Here is a 16,755-nt window from a genome sequence, read left to right as displayed (position 1 = left end):
CAGCCCGGGTGCAATGTGCAGTGATATAGATGGACTTACATACGATTAATAACACAAACAAAAGGGGATTGGACCAGATGCCGAGTAAAGAAAGCATAGCTATCAAACAGAAACTGACGGCTGAGGGATTTCATCATAAATGGGAGGATGCCAAGGCAATTCGGCAGTATATCGATACCTTGCCTCCTTATCCAGCCCTTACCGGCGAGCAGGAAGGATTTGAAATGCGATCTCTCCAGAGCGAAAGCGGTTTGAGTATGAACTATTATATATCGCATGGTGCTCGGGAGAAGGGAACGCTCCTATATTTGCACGGCGGCGCCTATATCGAAGAAATTCTCCCGCCTCATTTTGCTTTTGTTAAACAGTGGACGAAATTAACCGGATTATCGATATATATGCCCAACTATCCGACCGTGCCAAGCATAGAAGCAGGGGATCTGACTGAGCTGATGCGCGAATATTATAAGTTTGTCTGCTCTAAGGCCCAGAGTCCGGTATTTCTGATGGGGGATTCGGCTGGCGGCGCATTAGCGCTGAACGTTGCCCAAGGATTCAAAGAGACGCCACTTACGCCCAAGCGATTAATTCTGATTGCACCATGGGTCGACGTCGCCATGGACAATCCGCAGATTGCCAAACTCGGCATACCGCAGCGGGATGTCTTCCTGCAGCCGGCCGGGCTTGGAGCAGTCGGAAGGATGTATGCAGGGAATCTGCCCATGGACGATCCTGCGGTCAGTCCATTGTTCGGCGATATGAAGAACCTGCCAAGCACGGTGATCCTGATCGGGACCGATGATTCCCTGCTGCCGGATGCCCGGCTGCTGCGTGATCGATTGGATGATGAGGGTGTTGATACCGAGTATTGGGAGTATGAACATATGATGCATGTCTGGCCTCTTTTTCCAATGCCTGAAGCCGAAGAGGCACTGGACAGGCTGAATCGGATGATCACACGTGATTTAGGATACAATGAAATGGATGGTGGCTGAAGGACCAATTGGATGGTCCGAACTGGCGCGAAATTGGATGGTGTGCATTAAACGTTTGTTCATTATAATGAGGCTGAACGAACAAGTTATGATGCATGATGTTGATCCTGGTACCTCGGGTCAATAGCAGATTCTATATAATGAATAATTGAATGGGGTTGTTTGGGGTTGGTTATGTACATGATTGTCATTGCGCTGGCATTAATTGGAGGAGTATCAACACTTCTTGTAGGGTTATCACAAGAGAATAAGAAGGCTAATCCGAATTATGAACGGAAAACCAAGACCAATCTCACGAAGCTGCTCATCATCTATCTGGCATCCTTAATTGCATTCATTGTTATATGGATGATTTTTAAATAACATACAGCAACTGCTCCCCGTTACAGTGAACGGGGGGCAGTTTTTTTATGATAAAGGACTTGGACGGGGCTTCATTCCCTCCACGCTGGACAGCTACATCTAACGTTCAAACCAAGTACACACGATGTACCGGCTGCTTTTATTTTTTGCATCCTTTTTTCATGGATAGGGTCTGCAGCTATTATCTTTATGATTATCATTGGAACGCAGGTCCATTTGATGTAATCTGAAGACATCAGCTCCACAGCGGTTGATAGCATGGCCAACATTCTGATGTTTGTTATGTTCGCTGCTGGGTTTATTTTATTAATCGATGAGAAGAAAACCATTGCGTTTCTAATTCAGGAGGAGGTCTAGGAATCATATGGCATTGAACGTAGGAATCATCGGCACCGGCTGGTTTAGCAAGATGCATGCCCGTATTTTATCCGACATGGACGGAGTGAGTGTTGCTGCCTTTGTCGGAACAAGCCAGGATAAGGCAGACCAAGCGATAGAAGGATACAGCTCTGCCAAAGCGTATGCGAACGTTGAGCAGATGCTGGATGATAGCAAGCCGGATGCTGTTTATATCTGTGTTCCACCCTTTGCGCATGGGGAGATAGAGTCCCTGCTTGTGGATCGGCATATTCCGTTTATGGTCGAGAAGCCGCTTGGCACGAATCTGGAAATCCCGAAGAAGATTGCGCAAGGGGTGAAGAAGTCAGGGCTAATGACGTCAGTCGGTTATCATTTCCGTTATACGGACGCTGCCATCAAAGCGGCTGAGCTGCTGGAAAGCCGAAAGATCGGCATGGCTCTTGGCTACTGGATGGGTGATATGCCGCAGGTGTATTGGTGGAGACAACAGGAAGGCTCTGGAGGACAATTCATAGAACAAACCACGCATATGGTTGACCTGCTGCGCTGCCTGCTGGGGGAAGTGGATGAAGTGTATGCGGCCTTTGCCCATAGAGCGATGAAGGATATGCATGATAATGTAAGCGTTCACGATGTGGGAACCGCTACACTGAAGTTAAAGAGCGGGGCAGTGGCAGCCATCTCCAATACCTGTATTTTGCCAGAATCGGAGAAGGTAGGCTTGGTTATCTATACGGAACAGGGGAGTCTTGACATCAGAGCAGACAGGCTGATCGTTAATGAACAAGGCAGGAGAACGGAATACCGGAATGCGGCCAACCCATATCAACGGGAGAACGAAGCATTTATTCATGCGGTACGCACAGGCGAAACTTCAGGAATCCTATCCTCTTATGAGGATGCCGTCCGCACAATGGAGATTACATATGCAGCTTTGCAGTCTGCTGAAACGGGATTGCCGGTCAAAATAGGAAATCATTAAACAAACGGCACATATCACATCTAACCATGTGCTTCGGAATTCTATCGAGGGTGAGGGGCAACGAGAAGTACGGTGGCCTTTCGTGTGTGTATGGGTTCAGTTCTGTTATAATAAGTGGACGCATGAAGGAAGGGAAAGATGTAATATGGCATTTACAGCACAGCAGGTGGCCGAATGGATGGTCGAGGAAATCAGATTCACAGGCAATTTGTATCAGACCGAGGCCATACGGTATGTAAGCGAGCACTTCGGTGAGGAGTTCGTTTTTGTTAACGAGAACGGAAATGCCTCGCTGTCCAAGGAAGTGAAGAAGGCATTCCGCAAACTGCATGGCGGCCGCATTGCCTGGGATCGTGACGGGTTTATGTGGGCTTGGACGTAGAAACTTCCAGGGGGGTTCGGTGTCAACACGTAAAAACAGTCTGCGACTGTTATTCTGAGAAGTCTGATCATTCAGGCTTCTGTTGGTTTTGATCAAAGGGATAACGGGGTACACAGGGTGCAACGGATCGAGACCACTGAGGAGTCAGGATTCGGAAAAATGAACAGGGGTCCGGTACACGTTGATTCTCCCTATATATAATCAGAACAGCTGCCTTGAATTCAAGGCAGCTGTTTTTCATACATGATTATTTTATCCGATGAATCGTAAATTGCCCGGTTGAAGCATGCAGAGCCTCCTTGGTCTGTTGTGGGTCGATCCCGTGATGCCGCTCTACCGCATATCGGAACTCATAGAAGCCGCCGAGCGTGGCTTTGAAGTTGGTTTCCCAGTAGTTGGTCAATATCCACGCATACGTGTAAGGCCGGCTGTCCGCCGATTGCATGGTATGGAGCTGGCGCGGCGTATGCTCTAGCGTTCCCAACTGCACAAGCGGCGTGTCTGTCATCGATACAGCGAGCGCTTCCCGGTCTTGGGCCGAGTACCAGAATATGCCCTCTTGGGCACTGGTGTAATCGATGCAGCTTCCCGGAATTTGATCCTTCCATGGACGGATGTGGCAGCCGGCTTTTTCAACATAAAGCTCCGCTTCGGGACCCATGGAGAATGGAAGTGCCACATATACGTTTTCGGGGAGCCAGACACTGTCCTTGTGGAAGCGGACGGACACCTCGGCACGAGGCTGGTTCGCAAACAGCTTGATGTGGAGGGCATAGTAGCTGAGCCCCTTCACTTCGAAGACCAGCTCGATCAGAGCGAACAGCGGGCCATTGTCGAGCACGTTGACGCGAGTCAGGCGCCCGGCATCGCGCTGCACATGGGTACCCTTCCGGTTGCGGCCCATACGGGCACGGGTAGCGCATATCTGGGATGGGCTGTGCTCATCCTGTGCAGGCGTAACCTCGTAAACCGGCGTGAACGGCCCATGCCGGCGTGTATCATCCAGCAGATCGGTTGAACGTGTCTTGTCGATCCAAGCCGTAATGCCCGCGTTGATCTCCCATTCGATGCGGAACGAATCCGATTCGATGAAGCTCTCACCCACTATGACCGGATAAGGGACCAGGGGCTCCAACCGAATGTCGGCGATTCCTTCACAAGCAATTGGCTCGGTGTTGCGCGCAGTCACCATGTTCCCGGAAGGGGAGCCGACCTCTGCCATTTCGAGCGGGTGGATCGACAGCGTGCGGGATTCACCCGGCGTTAGCGTCAGCTCGGCTGCGAGGGCGCCTGTGTGCGTCAGCTGATACGGGAGCGACTGTCCGTTCGATTCATCGATAAGCTCGAACTTCCTCTTCAAGATGACGTTCTCCCAGCCATCGAGCGGAATAGCGACCTGCAGTGTGGCTGTGGCGGGCTCTGTATTGATCACCTCATACCGCAGAGGGCGATGGGGGGCCAGAAGCGCACCCTGACGGGCAACCAGCGCTTTATCCAATGCCCGGTATGCCAGCTTGCTTGCTTCAGCTGCATAGGCTTGCTTCCGAACCTCCAGCATTTGAACCTGCGGATGCCATGGCTCATACACGGAGGAATGATAACCCCACGTATGCTCCGCGTACATAGTTAGTGCTTGTGCAGCATCATCGATCTCGGCGGGGCTTACCGTTTCGGAAGCCGGATCCAGCCGCTTCACTTTGCGAAGCGTGCGCTGGGCATCCCGGTAAATCTGGGTGTGCATCGCCGTGGAGGCAACACCGTCCGTCCACCAATCCGGCCAGTCGCCCCGGTGCACCGGCAGCTCGGATAAGTCCTCCTGCTTCAGAGCCGCAAAAAATTCGGAGAGGGTAGCCATCTTAATCGTAATGCGGTCACCGTTCTGCTCATTCCATTTGGTCATCCATTCCGCAATGTCCGCATTCGGAGATGCATTATCCGTCCCAAGACCGGACACCATGATCGGAACGAAGGAATAGGGATAGGATTCCTGTTCCAGATTCCATAAATATCGGTTAATCCGTAATGATGCGATGTCGTTGTGGCGATGTTCAGGCTCCATCAGGTTATGCTGGAATTCGTCTTTGATGATGTATTTGCCGAGTGCATCCGGACAGAATCCGAGCTCGTTGCCAAACATGTAATGTTCGCCGTTCCACACAAGCAGCTTGCCGCCCTCCGGACTTTCCCACCAGAATGGGGTCTGCTTGCGACCCAGTGGATACATGCCGTGATGCGTGTGGATGCAGGAGAACAGGTGCTCAATGTTATTCTGCAGCAGGCTGTCAGCATATCCCCATCCGTAGCCGTTAATATCAGCTGTCATGGCGCTGTCGATTCGGTGTCCGAAGGATTTCGCGTACTGCTGAGCCTTCCCGTGGTTGCGCTTCAGGAGGTCAAAGTCCGGGAGCTCGGTCATGTTCAGATAAGTTCCCGACAGCTCAATATCCCCTCGGATGACAGCTTGCTGAAAAGCTTCTTTCTCTTCGGGAGAGGCCGCTTCCAGAAATTTCTCCACGGCCCAGAAGGTTTCGCAGGTCCAGCGGAATGAGCTCCAATCCGGACGCTCCCCGCGATGTGCGGCTTCTGCGATGCCGACCGCCTGGCGAATAAAGTCAACGTGGTACTGTTCGATCCTCTCCTGGCGCTCGGTGTAACCGATATCCGTGTGGGAATGATGGATGGCATAAATGGTCCAGGGACGAGCGGGTCTGTGATCACCTTGGTTTGATAAGTTCATGTAACAGTAACCTCCTAGTTATTAAGTGGGACGTATGTGTGGCTATCCATCTACAAAAAGTCCCTCTATGCCGTTAAACACAGCGCTGATTCCATCCTCTAGAGGGAGAATAGGAATGGCATATTTGCCTAAAGCCAGTTGTATATCCCTTTCCCATAAGGGAAAACTGCCTGAGATTTGCCCCCCGAGTACCAGGCGGTGGGGTTTAAAGTCAGCTATATAAGGCAGCAGCATCTCTCCCAGCCTGTAACCGTATTCGTGAAACAGATCCTCAGCTTGCGTGTGACCGCGTGTAGCTGCTTCTGCAAGATCGGCTACATCCATTCCGTCCACGAGCAGTCCCCGCTCGCCAGCCAAATTCAGAATGCCCCTTCTCCCAAAATAACAGTCCACCGTATAATCCCGGTAGGGTTCGGCAAACAGCATTCCGCTGTCTGGAACCCTGTTCTTGCCAGCGACGATCTGCCCATTGTCTATAAAGGCTGACCCGAGGCCTGTGCCGAGCGTAAGGCATATTAACCGCTCGGACGGAAACCGGATACTGGCGCCAAGCCCGAACATGAAGGCATCATTGCCGAACCGGATATTGGCTGCGGTTAAACGATTGGTCATGATGCCCGGGAATAAGCTCTTTTGTTTCTGAAATTCCGTTCGGAGCAGGTCGCGCACCGACAATCTGTAGAGCGATTCATATTTGCCGACACCCTGAAGGAGGGCGATGCCTTCTGCATAATTGAAAGGTCCGGGAAAAGCAAAACCGATTCGGATTGAATCGTGATAATCCAAAGGTCTGCAGGTGGAGGCAAATACGTTCAGCAGCTCCCGGCAGGCATCGGCGAAGCTGGCGATCGTGTCGCTTGCCAAGCCCTGAGACTTTGAAGGCCAGGTAAGGAACGAACCGGGAATAAACGTCCCGTTCACGATGAGTGCCCCTTTCAGGAATGTGCCGCCGGCATCCAGCGTGATGGTGATTCGGGCAGGAAACGGCTCGCTTGGGTGATCTGCTCCATCATCGCAGGGCATGGAAATTCTCCTCTCCGAAAGTCCGGGAAGGCGGAAGCAAGGGATGGCTCCACTCCGGATTGACTTGGGCGGCGATCAGCGTGCAGGGAGAGCTGGAGAGGTTCTCCAGACGATACTCGCCCACACATGCAGGGACGATGTAGGACTCCCCGTAGCCCCACTCAACGGCAGCACCCTCGTCTGCTGCCGGGACAAGGCGGACGTGTTCACCCTCCACGAGGTTGTACATGATAAATTCCCCGTGTGTGTCTGCGTTCCACGTATCGTGCAGAGACAGCCTGCTGACCTGAAAGAGAAGATCATCCCTTTGGCCGAGCAGTTCCAGCGAGTTCTGACCTTGCGTGCTGATGAGCGTTGGCCGGGCGATAAGTCCGTTTTCTACGGCAGACGTATTCATGGCATCGTTGATGTTCCGGCGTGCATGATCAGGGTTCATCGGGCGAGGCCTGCCGTCCCCATCGAGCCGCAAATAATCGTATATTTTGAAAGTGAACCACCAGGTGGTTGAGGAAATTTCGAGCACCAGATTATCTTTGCCGGAGCAGTGCACCGTTCCCGGCGGAATGAGATAGAGATCCCCCGTCTGTGAGTCATATTCGTTAACGTACGAGGAGAGCTCTAGCGGTTGTTCGTGAAGGTGGGCATCCTCCACCGCTTCAAGCAGCTGTCCGCCGGTTATTCCTTCCTTCAGTCCCAGATACACCTTAGCTCCAGGGGTATTGCGCATGATGTAATAGGACTCCTGCTGTGTCATATGCTCATTGAACTGCGATTCGGCATACTCTTGCAGCGGATGCACCTGAAGTGATAATTGCCCGCCTTGCATCGTATCGAGATAGTCAAACCGGATCGGAAAGTAATCGCCGAATAACTCGACATTCCGCTGTCCCAATATGTCATGGGGCGATGCCTCCATCAACAGGGTGAAGGGAATTTCAAGGGTGACGTCCTGAACGCGCAGCAGCAGCGTATTCTCGGGAGCGATGGGTTCAAAGCTCCAGGCGCAGTTTGACCATTCTTCGGGAAGGCCGCATAATTCCTTCAAGTATTGACCGCCCCAAATCCCGGGGGCAAAAAACGGCTTGACCCGAAACGGCTGCCGACCGGCTTTGTGCAGTACTTCCTTGAAGGCTGCTACAGGCAGCCACACCGGCTCATCCGGGTGATTCAAGTCCATGTAGAACGCCTTCTTATCCTCTTGCTGGGCATAATAGGCTAACCAGTCGCGGCGGTAAGTTTCCCAAACAGGCCATTCGAGAAATAAACAGTTCTTGTACGTCTCAACCTTGTCGTGACTCATGCCCAAGCCGAAGCTGCCCATATGCTGGGCGTGTCGCCGCTGCTGGTTCTCGCGGGAATAGTCGGCATAGAAGCGGAGATCGGGATCTCTGTCCGCCAGCATGGAGGCGCCGGGTCCGTATACAACGTAAATGCCGTTTTTCGTTTCAAATTCAAGCGCGCTTTTTTTTAAGGATTCTCTTGCATTATGCTGAAAATATTGACTGGGTCTGACATCAGCTGCCTTATAGCCGAACGCCCGGTTATCGGTCAAATAAGGCGCCATCTCAGCTCGGAGCTGGGCCTCGGATTTTACATAATAGGACGTGGAATCACTCAGGAAGGGGATCCCCTCTTGGTCACAGATTTGCTGAAGCTTGACCAGCAATTGATCGAAATGAGCACCGTGTGTTCCATCGAGAGTTACAAAGATTCCGGGTTTTCCTGGTATCTCTTGCTGCGACTTCATGTTATAGGCGGATAGGATAAGAGAACACCAAGCGTCTGTCCCATACTTCATAAACAGGGGTTCCTTGCGAAAGTCCAAATGGTTGATTGGATGTGATTGAAAGGCAGTTGCAGATGTCATGAATGGATGTATCCTCCCTTCGGATTGTCTGGTTACGACTTCATTGTAGAAGGCAAGGGAGGATACGTCTTTATAAAAAGAGGAATTGTTTTTGTACGATCAGGACATCAGTGGAGAGGTGCTAAAGCTCAGAGTCATAGCGACCCTCAGAAAACTGCGAGCGCCGGAACCGGGCGGGGGTCACGCCAAGCTTGGACGTAAACACCCTTGTGAAGTAGTGTACGGACTCGAATCCGCAAAATACAGCAATCTCTTTAATCTGCCGATCTGTATGCAGGAGCAGGTGTTTCGCCTTCTGCACGCGCTGCTCCTGCACATAATGGACAAAGGATTGATGACCGTATTTGCGGAACAGCCGTGTCAAATGACGGGTTGTGATGTGGAGATGGCCCGCCACCCGCTCAAGCGACAGCGGCTCGTTGAGATTATCCTTGATGAACAGCTCGGCTTGATGAAACATCGAGGTCCCTTCATCATGGACCTCTGTTCCGGAAGGCTCTTGATAGAACCCGGGGCCGTGGGCTGCAGCAATGGATAAAATCAGTGACGTGGCTATGCTGTTCAGCACATGCGGGGAATAGGTTTTATCCACGGAATGAAACTGTGATAACAGCGACAGCCACAGGAGCCCGGGCGCTTGCAGCTGCCCTTCCTGAAGCACGGGAATGCCCTGTTTGGCTAACAGCCGGAATGCGGCCGCATAGAGCTCGTTATGTGCAGTTTCATCCAGCTCGAAAGCAACATAGCATAAGGACAAGCCCTCCTTGCTTCGGATTCGGTGCTGGACGCCTGGCCGGGAGAGAAACATGGTGCCTGGTTGAAGGGGGAACTCTGTAGCGTCTTCTATATACGAGCCGCTGCCTGTTAATACATAACAAGCTTCAAAAAAAGAATGTTTATGCTCGGTATTGTCGTAATGACGCGGCATGAATCCCCAATAGTGAATATGAACGGTTAGATCCTGCTGTTCAAGACGGTTCAGGGTACGGTTCAGGATGGAATTGGCCCGTTTATAAAACGATACAAATAAATGGTTGTCAATCAGCATGGGAGAGTCTTCTCCTTCTCAAAAACGGCTCTGTATCTGCCGGTCATGTAAGTTACAGGATAATACGATGTCTCTCTATTTTATATCATAATGATAAGTTATAAAGAAAAAATGGGTATAGTGATGTTGTGCATAGACAGCTACACAAGTTCTTCATAAGTAGATGCTATGCTATAAATATTCAATTCTAGAGAGGAGTTTATACTTATGTCAGCTAAGAAACGATGGAAGCCGATCATCCTGGGAGTGTTAGCATCTCTCATCTTCATATTGGGGGCCTGCGGAAACACGGACGGTGCAAACCCCGAGAGCACACCAAGCAAGGAAACCTCCGGGAGCATGGACGGGATGGATCACGGCAGCATGAACCATTCCGGCTCAGGCGAGGTACCGGAAGGATTGAAGGCGGCAGAGAATCCAACTTATCCGGTTGGTACCCAAGCGCTCATTGAAACTGACCATATGCCCGGGATGAAAGGGGCTAAAGCAACAATTGTTGGAGCGTATGATACCACGGTGTACACGATATCGTATACACCAACGAATGGCGGTCCCGAAGTGAAGAATCATAAATGGGTGATTCAAGAAGAGCTGAAGGATGCCGGTAAGGAACCGCTGCAGCCAGGTACGGAGGTTGTAGTTAACGCGGACCATATGGAAGGGATGGAGGGCGCAACTGCGGTCATCGATTCTGCGGAACAAACGACGGTGTATATGGTGGACTTCACATCAACCACGGGTGAAGAAGTCAAGAACCATAAATGGGTGACGGAAAGCGAACTGTCTCCGGTTCAATAAAAAATGTATAAAAAAACAATTGGTTTCCAATAATCGGAAACCAATTGTTTTTTTATGAGTTATCAGCTTTCTCTAATCTGGCGCAGCGCTTCCGTCAATTCCGCATAGCGAAACTGAAAGCCGTGACGCAGGGCTTTGGCCGGGACGATTCGCTGGCCCTTCAACAGAATGAGGGACATTTCTCCGAGGATTGCTTGCAGCATAAAGGCAGGCAAGGGGAGCCAATGTGGACGATGATAGACCTTGGCCACACATCTGCCAAATTCATCGTTCCTGACCGCATGCGGCGAAGCGGCATTGACGGCTCCGGATATTTCCTTGTGCCGGACACAGTAGTCAATTAAATCTACGATATCGTTGATATGTATCCAAGATAACCATTGCTTGCCGCTGCCTATCTTACCGCCGACGCCCGCTTTGTAAGGCAGCAGCATCTTGGGGAGTGCCCCGCCTGGATTGCCCAGCACGACACTGATCCGCAGCTTGATTAACCGGTCAACAGGGATGTGGTCTGCTGCCTGTTCCCACTCCGATACAACCTCGGACGGGAAATCCATAATGGTGGCAGGACTCTCCTCATCAAACGTTTTGTGCTCGGAAGTACCATAAATCGCCATCGCTGAAGCTTGAACAATGACCGCTGGTTTATGCTCCAACTTGTGCATCAATTCAGCTACAGAGGATACGGTTTTTTGCCGGGACTGCAGAATTCTCTGTTTGCCCTCCCGTGTCCAGCGCTGGCTCAGAGAGGAGCCGGCAAGATTGATGAGCGCGTCCAGATGCTCAAATCGCTCGGGATTGGACTTCATCTCATCCCAGGTCAGATAGGATAAGTGCCCGTTATGTTCGGTTTGTGCGTGAGATTTCGGAACCGATCTCGTTACAATGACAATGTCATGCCCGTCTTGGAGCCAACGCTTGCATAATGCTTGGCCTATAAATCCGGTGCCTCCGCAAACAGCGATTCTCATGAAAAAACCTCCTTGAGCGATATGTTGTCGGTGTATGATTAAAATACGATAAGCGTGATTCACGGAAATGAAGGGGAAAGGCTTAACGACCCTTTACGAATGACGCTTGGGGTTACGAATTGGAAGTCCATATTATACAATCAATTATACAGGAAATGCGGTAGGACTCCGCCATAAGATTTGCAGGAGCCTCGTACTCCGTAGCAAGAAGTAAGGAGTGAAGGATGAGTTTATTTGAGAAGCTTCAAACGTTGATCATTATGGGTGCGGTCGGGATCGGGCTGCTGTTGGGGCAGCTTCCGGCTGCTTCGGGTTATGCGGAATATGTGATTGTTCCCTTTTTGCTGCTGATGTTATATGGATTGTTCTTGACGATACCGCTGCGGCAATTAACGCAGGCCTTCAAGAACATCTGATTTCTAGGGTCGAGCACCATCATTAATTTTATTTGGACGCCGCTGCTGGCTTGGGTGCTGGGTGCTGTCTTTTTATCGGATTATCCTGCCCTCTGGATAGGCTTCATCATGCTGATGGTGACTCCTTGCACCGACTGGTATTTGGTGTTCACTTCAATTGCAAAAGGCAATGTGCCCTTGTCCACATCGGTTCTGCCCATCAATCTGATCCTTCAGGTGCTGCTGCTGCCGCTCTATCTGCTGCTGTTCGCCGGCACGATTGAAACGATGCGGATGACAACAATCATGGAGAGTGTACTGCTGGTGCTCGTGGTGCCGTTCACCCTCGCACATCTCACCCGGTTTTTGCTGAGGGAAAAGAAGGAGGTGCTGGACCAGAAGCTGGTGCCGTTCTTTGCCAAAGCACAGATTATGTTTCTGTCTTTGGCCATTGTGGCGATGTTTGCATCTCAGGGCTCGTATTTACTGAAGAACCTGGAAATGATCTATATTCTTATCGTTCCGATCCTGATCTACTTCACGGTCAATTACGTCCCGGGCAGTCTGGTAGGCAGAATGCTGCGTTTCTCCTATGAGGATTCGGTCAGTTTACATTTAACGATCATTGCCCGAAACTCTCCGGTAGCTCTGGCTATCGCGGTGACAGCTTTTCCGGACCAGCCCCTGATTGCGCTTGCCCTGGTCATCGGACCGCTGATCGAGCTTCCCGTGCTTGCCGTGGTATCTCAGCTGCTCCTCTTCACAAGAAGAATGAAGCCGAAGTCCGGCTGAATCAACGGATTCGGGCTGCTTGTTAGGCGTCTGCACGGAATGGATAACGAATACCCATAAGAAAAACAGTTTGTTGCGCCCGCCTTCTTCTTGGCCGGGTGAACAAACTGTTTTTTATTGGTGCATATGCGGCGGCCAGGGTATTCGTTGTCACGCAAACGCCTGCCGTACGATCTCCACGGCCTGGTCCAGCTCCGGTTTCGATATGATGAGCGGCGGTGCAAAGCGAATGATCGATTCATGGGTTTCCTTGCAGAGCAGCCCGAGATCCTTCAGCTTCTCGCAGTAGGGTCGGGCCGGTACATGCAGCTCCATACCGATGAATAATCCTCTGCCGCGCACGTCTTTAACATCGGGATGCCGAATGGAACGAAGCTGCTGGAGAAAGTATTCGCCAAGCTCTAAGGATCTGGCTTCGAGCCCCTCTTCGGCAAAAACGTCCATTGAGGCGATCGCTACCGCGCAGCCGAGTGGATTCCCGCCAAAGGTAGAGCCGTGGGATCCCGGCTCGAATACACCAAGAATATCTGCCTCCGCCGCCACAGCAGAGACAGGGAAGACGCCGCCGCCAAGCGCTTTTCCAAGAATGTACATATCGGGCACCACGTTCTCCCAGTCACAAGCAAACCGTTTTCCCGTTCTGCCGAAGCCGGTTTGAATTTCATCGGCGAGCAGAAGGACGTGGTGCTGTTTGCACAGTTCCATAGCGCCGCTCAGATATCCGTCAGGCGGAATGACAATTCCGGATTCTCCCTGGATCGGCTCGACAAGAAAAGCGGCAGTATTCGGTGTAATTGCCTGCTCGAGCGCTTCCAAATCCCCATAGGGAATGATGTTGAAGCCAGGGGTGAACGGGCCAAAGTCCTCCCGGTATTCGCTGGATGAGGAGAACGAGGTGACGGTAAGGGTACGGCCGTGAAAATTACCCTCGCAGACGATAATTTCTGCTTGATCCGCCGGGATGCCTTTGTTCCGATAAGCGTATCGGCGAGCCGCCTTGAGCGCGGTTTCAACAGCTTCGGCTCCGGTATTCATGGGAAGAATCATGCCTTTGCCGGTGAATGCGGACAGCTTCTCGTAGAAGTCTCCCAACTGATCGTTATGAAAAGCGCGTGAGGTTAATGTCACCTTATCCGCCTGATCTTTCAGCGCCTGAATGATTCGGGGATGACGATGGCCTGCGTTCAGAGCGGAGTAGGCGCTTAACATGTCGATGTATCGCTTGCCGTCCGCATCCGTGATATGAATCCCTTCCGCTTCCGCGATGACGATGGGAAGGGGGAAGTAGTTTCTTGCACCGTACGTTTCGGCTTTCTCGATATGAAGCCTTGTAGGGTCCATGGCGTAACCTCCTTAGTAGTCTGAAGAAGCCGGAGAGGTTGGAGAAGTCTAAGAAGCCCTGATAGGTAGTTGTTCCACGACGCAGACACTTCATCATGAAGCTTGCAGACGTGAGAAGCTTCATGATTACAAGATGCTTTCGCCCAGCATGGAGGCGATTAAGCCAACAAGCAGTCGGGACGTGGTCTGACCGCGGTCCAGCAGCGGATTGTTCTCGACGAATTCGGCTGAGGTTACGATGCCGGATTCAGACAGCATCTCCATGGCAAGATGTGCTTCGCGGTAACTGAGTCCGCCCTGAACCGGCGTTCCCGTGCCAGGCGCGATTTTGGGATCGACACTGTCGATATCAAAGGACAGATGAACACCATCCGTCCCCGCCGAGGTAATGCGGATGGCTTCTTCCATGACCCGGAACATGCCCAAGCGGTCGATGTCCTGCATCGTGAAGCAAGTAATGCCTTCTTGCCGAATCAGGTCCCGTTCGCCCTGATCGAGGGAACGCGAACCGATGAGCACCACATTTTCCGGCTTGATGGGGGATTTTGCACCACCTATGGATGTCAGCCGTGTATCGCCTTTACCCAAGCTGACAGCCAGTGACATGCCATGGATGTTGCCAGATGGCGTTGTATCCGGCGTATTGAGATCGGAATGGGCGTCTAGCCAGATGACCCCCAGATTGCGGTGGTGCCGGGTCAGTCCGGCCAGTGTGCCAATTGCGATGCTATGGTCACCGCCAAGCACAAGCGGGAAGACCCCTGTCTCTGCTAGGGCGTATACGCGAGCTGCGAGCAACTCGTTGATCGATAATACTTCCTGCACATGTTTTAATTGAGGATTGTGTGCCTCATCCTTCATTTCAGGGGGGGCAGCCAGCTCTTCGACGCGATAGGGGATACCGAGTGTGTCAAGCTTGCGCTTCAGACCCGATCCGAATATCGCATTCGGTCCCTGACCGGCTCCCCGCCGGGTAGCTCCGCGGTCAAAAGGCACCGAGAGGATTGTTACGGTGGATGGAAGATTTCTCATTATGGGCTCACCTCCACTTTGTAACATTGTATTCACTGGCCCTGCTTCGTGACTTGGGTTAATCCCCATACAAGCTGATTGTAGCGGGCATATGAAGATTCACATCAAAAAAACCCTCCGGCCAAACATCGGGACCCATAGGTCCAATGTCTGTGCAGGAGGGTGTTGAAAGAATCGAACGATTTCTCTTTTATTATTTTACTGTTTTATTATAGGTTTCGATCTTGGAGCTGATTTCCGAAGCAGCTTTGTCCAGGGCTTCCTGCGGTGTTTTTTGACCGTTCAGCACCTCTTCGATGGCCGTTTCGGTAAGCTGGCGAGCTTCAGGGAATACCCCCATGACAGCGCCTTGTGTTGCCAGATTGGCTGTGGTTTGATGCAATTGATCCACGGCTGTTTGGAATTGAGGGTATTTCTCCAGATTCTCTTTCACAAGCTCTTCTTCATAGGCTTTGGTTGTAACCGGGAAGTAGCCAGTGTTGACATGCCAGTAAGCTTGCGTTTGCGGCTCGGCCAAATACTTCATGAATTCCCAAGCGGCCTGCTGCTCTTCTTCCGATTTGTTGTTCATCAGCCAGAGGCTGGCACCGCCGATAATGACGCCGCCGTCGCCGCCGTCAGCCGGTTTGGGCAGGAAGCCGGTACCGACTTCGAATTTACCTTCCGCCGCGCTGACAATGCCGCGAAGCGAAGCCGTGGAGTCCAGTGTCATGGCGATTTGTCCGGCTGCAAAAGCTTTTTTGGTGTCATCCGTTTTACGCCCCAGGTTCAGCAGCACTTTATCATCCACCATTTGCTTCCACCATTCCAGTGTTTTCACGCCGGCAGGGCTGTTAACCTGTGAAGCGGTGGCCGGGGATGTACGGCCGTTGCCGTTATTCAGCAGCTCAACGCCCTGGTTCGCAAGGAATTGCTCCATAAACCAGCCGTAGATGGCGAAGGATGCGCCCGCTTGATTGCCTTTTGTCAGGGCTTTTGCTGCTTCCGCTACCTCCTCATAGGTTTTTGGAGGATTCTCAGGGTCCAAACCGGCTGCTTTAAAGGCATCTTTGTTGTAATACAGAATCGGGTTGGAGGAGTTAAACGGCATCGAGTACAGTTTATCGTCGAACGTATAGTAATTTTTGATATTCGGCTCCAGGGAAGAGATGTCGTACTGCTCGGCATCCATAAAGTCCTGAACCGGACGGATTGCCTTGGTATCCATCATGAAACGGCTGCCGATCTCGTACACCTGAATCATCGTAGGGCCGCTGTTTGAGCCCAGGGAAGCTTTGAGTTTGTTCAGGCTTTCATCGTAGGTGCCCTGAAATACGCCCTCTACCTGTATGTCTTCGTGAGCGGCATTAAAATCGGAGATTAACTTGTCCGCGACCGTGCCGAGTTCACCGCTCATGGAGTGCCACCATACAACTTTTACAGGCTCCTTGGACGGCTCGCTGCCTGCGGCAGCAGTCGTCTCCCCGGTGGTAGGCGAATTGCTGCAAGCGGCGCTGATCAGCATCAAGCAGGAAAGCAGGAGCAGCGTGAAGGATCTTTTCCCAAAACGTTTCATGATTGGTTAATCTCTCCCTTTTGAAAATATAGTATGGTTCTATCTATCAGAAATTGCGTGGTCCCGTCTCTTAGAGACAACCGGCTCGCAAGGCTGATCATGCATGGTCTTGGC

Annotated in this window: 13 protein-coding genes and 1 pseudogene; 6 read left to right on the top strand and 8 right to left on the bottom strand. The window is 51.7% G+C overall.

Annotation, left to right across the window (positions count from 1 at the left end; all coding sequences use genetic code 11):
* Positions 1-77: 77 nt before the first annotated feature.
* The 4 genes from WDY75_RS21235 to WDY75_RS21220 all read left to right on the top strand — a co-directional run bounded on the left by WDY75_RS21235 (position 78) and on the right by WDY75_RS21220 (position 3,082).
* The gene (locus tag WDY75_RS21235) at positions 78-995 is read left to right on the top strand and encodes an alpha/beta hydrolase fold domain-containing protein (RefSeq protein WP_063479049.1); all 918 of its coding nucleotides are present in this window, start codon (positions 78-80) and stop codon (positions 993-995) included.
* Between the two features lie 174 nt (positions 996-1,169).
* Positions 1,170-1,358, top strand: a complete 189-nt coding sequence (locus WDY75_RS21230) for a hypothetical protein (protein ID WP_036636628.1) — start codon at positions 1,170-1,172, stop codon at positions 1,356-1,358.
* 364 nt (positions 1,359-1,722) lie between these two features.
* A complete protein-coding gene (locus tag WDY75_RS21225) occupies positions 1,723-2,700 on the top strand; it encodes a Gfo/Idh/MocA family protein (protein WP_006209263.1) in 978 nt (325 codons plus the stop codon).
* A gap of 145 nt (positions 2,701-2,845) precedes the next feature.
* Entirely contained in the window at positions 2,846-3,082 is a 237-nt protein-coding gene (locus WDY75_RS21220) for a DUF6953 family protein (RefSeq protein ID WP_006209264.1), read from the top strand.
* Between the two features lie 247 nt (positions 3,083-3,329).
* Here WDY75_RS21220 and WDY75_RS21215 read toward each other — a convergent pair whose 3' ends face one another.
* The 4 genes from WDY75_RS21215 to WDY75_RS21200 form a co-directional block, all read right to left on the bottom strand.
* Positions 3,330-5,819 (bottom strand): glycoside hydrolase, encoded by a 2,490-nt coding sequence (locus tag WDY75_RS21215; RefSeq protein WP_063479050.1) that lies wholly within the window; start codon positions 5,817-5,819, stop codon positions 3,330-3,332.
* 42 nt (positions 5,820-5,861) lie between these two features.
* Positions 5,862-6,842, bottom strand: coding sequence for an ROK family protein (locus WDY75_RS21210; RefSeq protein ID WP_063479051.1), 981 nt, complete (start codon positions 6,840-6,842; stop codon positions 5,862-5,864).
* Positions 6,829-8,709 (bottom strand): class I mannose-6-phosphate isomerase, encoded by a 1,881-nt coding sequence (locus WDY75_RS21205; RefSeq protein ID WP_063479052.1) that lies wholly within the window; start codon positions 8,707-8,709, stop codon positions 6,829-6,831. Before WDY75_RS21205 ends, WDY75_RS21210 begins: the two co-directional genes overlap by 14 nt.
* A 121-nt stretch (positions 8,710-8,830) precedes the next feature.
* Positions 8,831-9,757, bottom strand: a complete 927-nt coding sequence (locus WDY75_RS21200; RefSeq protein WP_063479053.1) for an AraC family transcriptional regulator — start codon at positions 9,755-9,757, stop codon at positions 8,831-8,833.
* A gap of 207 nt (positions 9,758-9,964) precedes the next feature.
* On the opposite strand from WDY75_RS21200, the gene WDY75_RS21195 reads away from it, so the two are divergent.
* Complete coding sequence (locus WDY75_RS21195) at positions 9,965-10,555, top strand: YdhK family protein (RefSeq protein WP_006209269.1); 591 nt, start codon at positions 9,965-9,967, stop codon at positions 10,553-10,555.
* Between the two features lie 62 nt (positions 10,556-10,617).
* Here the strand turns inward: WDY75_RS21195 and WDY75_RS21190 are convergent, their stop codons facing one another.
* Entirely contained in the window at positions 10,618-11,526 is a 909-nt protein-coding gene (locus WDY75_RS21190; RefSeq protein WP_063479054.1) for a TIGR01777 family oxidoreductase, read from the bottom strand.
* 224 nt (positions 11,527-11,750) lie between these two features.
* On the opposite strand from WDY75_RS21190, the pseudogene WDY75_RS21185 reads away from it, so the two are divergent.
* A pseudogene (locus WDY75_RS21185) lies at positions 11,751-12,713 on the top strand (arsenic resistance protein).
* Between the two features lie 150 nt (positions 12,714-12,863).
* Here the strand turns inward: WDY75_RS21185 and WDY75_RS21180 are convergent.
* From WDY75_RS21180 to WDY75_RS21170, 3 genes are all read right to left on the bottom strand, one after another.
* Positions 12,864-14,054: an ornithine--oxo-acid transaminase gene (locus WDY75_RS21180; protein WP_063479056.1), complete on the bottom strand. Its 1,191-nt coding sequence runs from the start codon at positions 14,052-14,054 to the stop codon at positions 12,864-12,866.
* 126 nt (positions 14,055-14,180) lie between these two features.
* On the bottom strand, positions 14,181-15,086 hold the full coding sequence (rocF, locus tag WDY75_RS21175; RefSeq protein WP_036636648.1) for an arginase: 906 nt from the start codon (positions 15,084-15,086) through the stop codon (positions 14,181-14,183).
* A gap of 193 nt (positions 15,087-15,279) precedes the next feature.
* Positions 15,280-16,641: an ABC transporter substrate-binding protein gene (locus tag WDY75_RS21170; protein ID WP_006209274.1), complete on the bottom strand. Its 1,362-nt coding sequence runs from the start codon at positions 16,639-16,641 to the stop codon at positions 15,280-15,282.
* Positions 16,642-16,755: the final 114 nt, after the last annotated feature.

Source organism: Paenibacillus glucanolyticus (genome assembly GCF_037333485.1).
Lineage (GTDB): Bacteria > Bacillota > Bacilli > Paenibacillales > Paenibacillaceae > Paenibacillus_AQ > Paenibacillus_AQ glucanolyticus.
The sequence above is the reverse complement of the archived record's forward strand: the minus strand, read 5'-3'. Positions and strand labels throughout refer to the sequence as shown.

Bases quoted from the DNA above. Each gene is read 5' to 3' on its own strand.
- WDY75_RS21235 (WP_063479049.1), top strand. From the start codon at position 78: ATGCCGAGTAAAGAAAGCATAGCTATCAAACAGAAACTGACGGCTGAG.
- WDY75_RS21230 (WP_036636628.1), top strand. From the start codon at position 1,170: ATGTACATGATTGTCATTGCGCTGGCATTAATTGGAGGAGTATCAACA.
- WDY75_RS21225 (WP_006209263.1), top strand. From the start codon at position 1,723: ATGGCATTGAACGTAGGAATCATCGGCACCGGCTGGTTTAGCAAGATG.
- WDY75_RS21220 (WP_006209264.1), top strand. From the start codon at position 2,846: ATGGCATTTACAGCACAGCAGGTGGCCGAATGGATGGTCGAGGAAATC.
- WDY75_RS21215 (WP_063479050.1), bottom strand. From the start codon at position 5,819: ATGAACTTATCAAACCAAGGTGATCACAGACCCGCTCGTCCCTGGACC.
- WDY75_RS21210 (WP_063479051.1), bottom strand. From the start codon at position 6,842: ATGCCCTGCGATGATGGAGCAGATCACCCAAGCGAGCCGTTTCCTGCC.
- WDY75_RS21205 (WP_063479052.1), bottom strand. From the start codon at position 8,709: ATGACATCTGCAACTGCCTTTCAATCACATCCAATCAACCATTTGGAC.
- WDY75_RS21200 (WP_063479053.1), bottom strand. From the start codon at position 9,757: ATGCTGATTGACAACCATTTATTTGTATCGTTTTATAAACGGGCCAAT.
- WDY75_RS21195 (WP_006209269.1), top strand. From the start codon at position 9,965: ATGTCAGCTAAGAAACGATGGAAGCCGATCATCCTGGGAGTGTTAGCA.
- WDY75_RS21190 (WP_063479054.1), bottom strand. From the start codon at position 11,526: ATGAGAATCGCTGTTTGCGGAGGCACCGGATTTATAGGCCAAGCATTA.
- WDY75_RS21180 (WP_063479056.1), bottom strand. From the start codon at position 14,054: ATGGACCCTACAAGGCTTCATATCGAGAAAGCCGAAACGTACGGTGCA.
- rocF (WP_036636648.1), bottom strand. From the start codon at position 15,086: ATGAGAAATCTTCCATCCACCGTAACAATCCTCTCGGTGCCTTTTGAC.
- WDY75_RS21170 (WP_006209274.1), bottom strand. From the start codon at position 16,641: ATGAAACGTTTTGGGAAAAGATCCTTCACGCTGCTCCTGCTTTCCTGC.